The organism is Campylobacter concisus (assembly GCF_902460895.1).
Lineage (GTDB): Bacteria > Campylobacterota > Campylobacteria > Campylobacterales > Campylobacteraceae > Campylobacter_A > Campylobacter_A concisus_BC.
Map to the genome: position 1 here is coordinate 160515 of NZ_CABPVL010000004.1, position 6031 is coordinate 166545.

General features: G+C 33.5%; 5 protein-coding genes. All 5 read right to left on the minus strand.

The window, feature by feature from the left end:
• A partial coding sequence (locus tag F3G98_RS10435; protein ID WP_188116980.1) for a hypothetical protein occupies positions 1–318 on the minus strand: 318 nt, incomplete at its 3' end.
• Positions 315–782: a hypothetical protein gene (locus F3G98_RS07360; RefSeq protein ID WP_223231327.1), complete on the minus strand. Its 468-nt coding sequence runs from the start codon at positions 780–782 to the stop codon at positions 315–317. The genes F3G98_RS10435 and F3G98_RS07360, both read right to left, overlap by 4 nt.
• Before the next feature lie 187 nt (positions 783–969).
• Positions 970–1491, minus strand: coding sequence for an Hcp family type VI secretion system effector (locus tag F3G98_RS07365; RefSeq protein WP_012001093.1), 522 nt, complete (start codon positions 1489–1491; stop codon positions 970–972).
• A 64-nt stretch (positions 1492–1555) separates the two neighbouring features.
• Positions 1556–2473: a hypothetical protein gene (locus F3G98_RS07370; RefSeq protein ID WP_149725956.1), complete on the minus strand. Its 918-nt coding sequence runs from the start codon at positions 2471–2473 to the stop codon at positions 1556–1558.
• Positions 2474–2482: 9 nt separating this feature from the next.
• Entirely contained in the window at positions 2483–5971 is a 3489-nt protein-coding gene (tssM, locus tag F3G98_RS07375) for a type VI secretion system membrane subunit TssM (protein WP_103608043.1), read from the minus strand.
• Positions 5972–6031 lie beyond the last annotated feature (60 nt).

Genomic DNA, 6031 nt, shown 5'->3' on the forward strand with positions numbered 1-6031 from the left:
ACTAGGTGGTGTACTGCTAGGTATCCAAGTTTCTTTATAAACATTTACTTTTATATTTGCTTTCGTTTTTATTTTTGCTATCTCTATATTTTCAAATATCTTTTTTAAAGCTTCATCGCCAGAGCTATATATATTTATATCGTAACGATTAAAAAAACATGCCCAAGTTCCATTTGCATCATCTTTACTAAGTCCTTGATATATCATTTTTTCAGCATATTGATTTTCATCAGTTAAACACTCTACTCCTTCGCACCCAACCAAAATGAAAGAGAGTGGCACTAAAAATAAAAGTCTATAGCCAAAATTTAGCATCATCTCTTCTCGCTTTCTAAAAGCTTATCTAAATCTTTTTCATCTCCTACTATCTTTAGTATAACCCTTAAATAGCCATAATGATAAGGATCTTGACCATGTTCTAAAAGCTTTTTGATTAGCTTAAATTTTTCTTCTTTAAATTCTTTATATTTTTGAGTTTTTATAAATTCTAGTAGCTCAGGGCTTGCTTTTTTGTTGTCTATACCGACACCATTTTCTCTAAAGAAAAATGCAAAGCTCATACCTATAGATGTTGCTAGGCTTGCATTAGCGGCTGTACCTTTTGCCAAAAGAGTATCAAAAGTTTTTGTTTTATTTGCGTCATAAGCATACTCTAATAAATTTGGTTTTATTGAAAGATCTGGTATTTTAATAGTCATATTAGCATCGCATCCAAGATCATCTATGTAATATTCTATACATTTAGCAGTATTTTCATCAGTCGTATTTTTATCAAAAATCATAGCAAACATATCCGTGCAATTTGCTTCGTGTGAATATAAAGATGTTATGAGAAATATGATTATTGCTAAGTGTTTCATATCGCATTTCACATATCATGGTGTTTTAAAAGATAATGATAAAAAGGGCTCATTTGTGTCCTTCCAACGAGAAGATTGATATCCCTAGGGAGGATCCCTAGGTTATTTTTTAAGCTTTTTTAGTAGCTTCTCTCCAGTCATCGCTTCCGCTTGTACCTGCAGCTACGTGCTCCCAAACTATCTTTCTATAGTTCATTGAAACTTTGAAAAGCTCAGTTTTGTCGCTGTTTAGCTTGTCTTGAGCATTTGGGCTTACTAGAGTGATATCTGTTATAGTTGCATCTTCTAGCTTTGTAGTAAAGAAGTGCTCAGCACCACCGCTAGTTGATGTTCTGTACCAGTGGATCTCAACCTCTGGAAGTCTCTCGCCTTGAGTTAGTGCGTTGTAAAGAAGTGGCACAGCTTTGTTTAAAGATGTTGTAAAGCTAAATGGCTTATGTACTCTTTGTCCTGATGGTTGGCCACTTTGTGGATCTACTGGAACAGTTACGATGTGAGAAACCTCTTGCGCCATGATCTCATCTTCGTGACCTGACTGATAGCGATTACCGATACTAGCTTCTGTTGAAGCACCACTTGAGATAAGTCCTTGAGTAGAACCTTTCACCTTAATATACACTGGTTGTGACATATTTACTCCTATTAAAAAATTTGGTTATTTTAACTTTTATTAACTTTCTATTTCATTAAAAACATTACTTTTTTAACATATAGCTTTCAAGTGCTTTATGTAATAAATAATTAAACGCCTCTTTATCTTCTTTGGTACTTTTTGTTACAGCACCAGAGAGATATTTGAAAAATGAATTATTCTCGACTATATCGTACATTTGACTATACAGCTCCTTGCATATCAGCTTAAGTAAAACAGCATTAACAAGCGTCGTACTATCGCTTAAAGGCAGCGTTTTTATAATAGTTTCCATATCTTTTGTGTTTAACGTCCTGCTTTGCTCGCTTATAGGGCTCATGTTTGGCTGCACTTTTATGCTCTCAACTAAATTCATCAAAAGCTCATCCATGCTCTTTGCTGTTAGCATCCTTTGAGTATTTATATCTTCTTCATCGAAATTTTGAGCGCTCTCATTTAAATTTAAAGGCACATCATTAACATTTTCATTTAAAGTGATATCTTTTTCTTCATCTATGAGAGAATTTATCTTTGGCTCCTCTTTGAAATCAACATTTGAGATTTTCCCAACTGGTTCAAATTCTTTATTATCAAGTTCATCAAAATTTTTAGTATTTTCTATGATCTTGTGAGCTTTGCCGACATATTCATCTATCCTAGAAGGATCTATAAATATAAATTTAAGCTCGCCTATCCTAAAAATATCTCCTGGATTTATCACACTTTCATAATCATCAGGCAACTTCGAATAAGAATCGCTATAAAATATCTCGCATCCTTCATATCCGCAAATGGTGAAAACTCCCTCTTCAAAGCCTATATGAGCGTGCTTTGAAGCTATAGAGCCGCTTGTATCACTGCACGGAAATTTAACCGTATCTAGCGAGCCTATATCCCCACCGTTTTCATCAAAAATGACATACTGCGCCAAAAAGCTCGAAGCTTTATCAAAATTTTGTATAACCGCTGCTATTTCTTGCATATTTTTTCCTTAATAAAGCATCTTTCTTGGTAAATCAATCGTTGGTATGATATTCATAAGCTCTAAAAGCTCTCCGCCATTTGGAGTAACTTCAAAGCCAAAATATGACTCTTTTTTACCATCAAAGTTAAGCGTGCTAACGCCAATGCTGCTGAAATTTGAAGCCTTTAAGAGCTTGTACCAGCCCCACTCACCATCAAAGCTGATCTCTTTTTTATCACTGCCTGCATTTGAAACTGCATTAAATTTAAACTGTGTTGAGATATCAAAGCTTTTACTTGAGACAAGTAAATTTGATGGGATCGTGTGATCATACGCCAAAGAGTTATTTGCGTAGCCTATATTTATGTGGCTGAAATTTGCCGATAGATCAACCGCTTTTAAGTTATAGTTTAGTTTTAGCTCATCATTTGAGTCAAGCATCAAATTTGAAATTCTATCGATATAAGCGATATTTTCAAGGAAACTTTTATTAAATCTTAGCTCTTTTGCATATTTTGGTCTTACCTTATAACCACTGCCTGTTTTACTTAAAATTTGTTTTAGATACTTATCATAAAAGCTATTCCAAGTTCCGTCTTTTCCAAAAAATCTCTTAAACTCTTCGATGCTAACAGCCTTTGCTGAGTTTTCATTAAATGGATAATAAGGTTTTATAAGACTTTCAAAGTCATCAAGAACATCATCTTTATAAGCTGTTGCTAAAAGCGATGAAGCTCCGTTTTCTACCTGTTTCCAAGCAAGTTTTGATAGCTTTTGATAGTATTCATTTAGCTCATCTGGAAGCTTTTTAGCGTCATTATTTAGCACGATAAATGGATCATTCTCATTTTTTATACCATTTATCGCATAAACAATCTTGTCGTCACTGCTTTGAAGCATCTCAAAGTTATAGTCGCTAACTTTTTTATATACATTTGTGACGTCATTACTGATAAGATCTAGAGATCCGTCAGAATTTAGCGCATGATAGTTTGTAAATTTAGTGCTAAAGTCTGTAAATACACGTTTTATCTCGCTTGAAGCAAAGCCTAGAGAGTAGATGTATTTTAGTAAATTTTCATCATTTAAATTTGTATTTTGATTAGTTAGTTTTATAAGAGAATTTAGTGGGTTTTCTCTTTTTGACAAAATTTCAAGCTCATCTATGACCTCTTTTTTAGTAGCAAATTCATTTGGCTCGATCGCTCTTAAAATTTGGTTCCATTTATCAGCATAGTTTTGCAAGTAAAGCTCTACAACTGCGATACTTAGCTCTTTTTTCTCATTTGAGCTGATATCTTTTAAAGATGAGTTGGTATCCATCAGCCATGACTCAATGCCTGCGGTCTCATCGATGTTTGAGCTAAGTTTTGCCAAGAAGTCTCTTAAATTTTCTTTTGTATAAATTTTATTAAATGGATTAAACGCCTCTTTTTCTTGAACTACTTGGTTTAAATTTTCAACCTCTTTTTTGATGTCGTAGAATGATTTTTCATCTTTAAATGAGATAAACTCAAGTATCGAGTAGAGCCTTTTTGCTCTTTGAACAGGTGTTAGTTTAGTATTTGCAGCACTTTGAGCACTCTGATCTGCTGAAATGCTTAAATTTTTAGCATTTAAAATAGCTTCGATGTGTGCTAGAAATTCATCTTTAGCAACACCATATTTTTCAAATTTATCCCAGTTTGCAGCTATCCAAATTTTAAATAGATCTACGTTTGTATAGTTTTTATCAAAAAGTGAATCATACATATAAAAGGCTTTTATGAGTTTATCTGGATCACTCTCTGTTTTTAGGATATTTTCCATCTCAGTTAAAACTGTATTTTTGAAAAAGTCAGCACTAAGATCGTAATAAAGCGCTTTAACAGGCGCAAAACCCTTATAAGAGGTATCAAGGGTGATGTACTCAAATTTAGTATCACCGCTAAAGATCCTTGGATAGTCGTTTAGACTTTGTTTTAGCAGATTTAAAAGCTCGATCTTTTGTGTAGCGGTAAGGTCTTTAAACTTTTTGCTATCAAGATAGTTAGAGATTTTATCTACGTTGTTAGCCGCAATTTGCTCTTTTGTATTTTTGATATTTAAAATATAACTAGAGCCAAAATAAACTCCCACACAAAGTGCAGCCACTAGGGCGAAATTTATAAATTTAATAAATCTATTTTGAGCGCCAAATTTAGTTACATTTGCTTTAAAAGCGATCTCTTTTAAAAATGATTTTACAAAATAGCTTTGTTTGCTGTAATTATTTACCGCTCTAAGAAGTGGTTTTTTGATGCTATATTTATCACAAATTGTATTTGTAAGGTAGTTTATAGGGATGTTTTCTTGATATGCACTTACAAAATAAACTCCATTTATAACAGATGTGTTTTTAAGAGCATTTTGAGAGCTTAGCTTTGTGACAAAGTCTTTTACCAGCACGAAGAAATTTTCAAGCTGTTTTAAGAACAAATATGAGCGTTTTTTATCTTCTAGCATGTGCGAGATCGAGTTTTTGCTCATTAGGTGTTTAAATAGTGAGTCGCTTAAGCCCTTAAGCTCTGTTTCAAGTGTTTGAGCGGTGAAATTTGAGTCTAAATTTATACCAAGAGCTTTATTTGCCACGTCTTCATTAAATAATTTGAAATAATCACCCATGCCATCTATAAGGTCAAGCTTGCTAAAGACCACGTAGATAGGAAATTTAATGCCCAGATGCTTCTCGCAGTCATTTATCCTCTTTACCATATATCTTATAAGCTCGTCAAAATACTCTTGAGTGCCTTCTAGGAATTTTTTAGTATCGATGATAAGCACGGCTCCACTTAGTCTTGAGTTAAAGTCATTTCTCTTTAAAAAGTGTAAAAACTCGTTCCAAACGCCTTTTTTAAGTAGATAGTCCCTATTTTTCTCCACATCATCTTCAGGAAGCTCTTCTGTTGCAGTTGGCTGATAGAGGCTCTCTTGCGCAAAGTGAATGCCCTCAGTATCTAGTAAGGCGCCAAATTTTGATACATAAAGGTTAAAATTTGTTGTACTTTGATGTATCTTTTTATAAGTATCCAGGCTATCAGATAGAGGAAATTCGATATTTGAATAGTTTATAAAAGCACTCTTTCCAGCGCCCTCGTTGCCTATTATCATTATTAATGGCAATTTTTTAAAATTTATATCTTTTTTCCAAGTCGTTTTGGCGTCTTTTAGCGAAAGTAAGAAATTTCTCTTTGCTTTGCCAAAACTATCCAATGACTCTTTTTTGATCTCTTTTAGTTTGTCGTTTTTCTCATCTTTGCGTGATGCAAAATAGTTCATCAGCGGTCTAAGCAGGACAAAAAACAATATAACTGCCCAAAAAGCAACTAGCACGCTAACTCGTGAGCTAACGCTAGCAAAGCTGTATATATCGTTAAATGCTACAAGCGGGGCATAGAGCCAAAACAAAACACTAAGAGCGATAGAAGTTACTAACACAACACTGTGTTTAAACCTAAAAAATGTGAAAAATCTGCGTAAGTAGTCGATAAATGCCATAGCTGCAAATCCTTTTACAAATAAATATATTTCTTTTATGTAATTATATCAGATTTTTTT

What these genes read in the sequence shown, in the direction of transcription:
- F3G98_RS07370 (WP_149725956.1), bottom strand. Translation starts at nt 2,473, where the DNA reads ATGCAAGAAATAGCAGCGGTTATACAAAATTTTGATAAAGCTTCGAGC.
- F3G98_RS07365 (WP_012001093.1), bottom strand. Translation starts at nt 1,491, where the DNA reads ATGTCACAACCAGTGTATATTAAGGTGAAAGGTTCTACTCAAGGACTT.
- tssM (WP_103608043.1), bottom strand. Translation starts at nt 5,971, where the DNA reads ATGGCATTTATCGACTACTTACGCAGATTTTTCACATTTTTTAGGTTT.
- F3G98_RS07360 (WP_223231327.1), bottom strand. Translation starts at nt 782, where the DNA reads ATGATTTTTGATAAAAATACGACTGATGAAAATACTGCTAAATGTATA.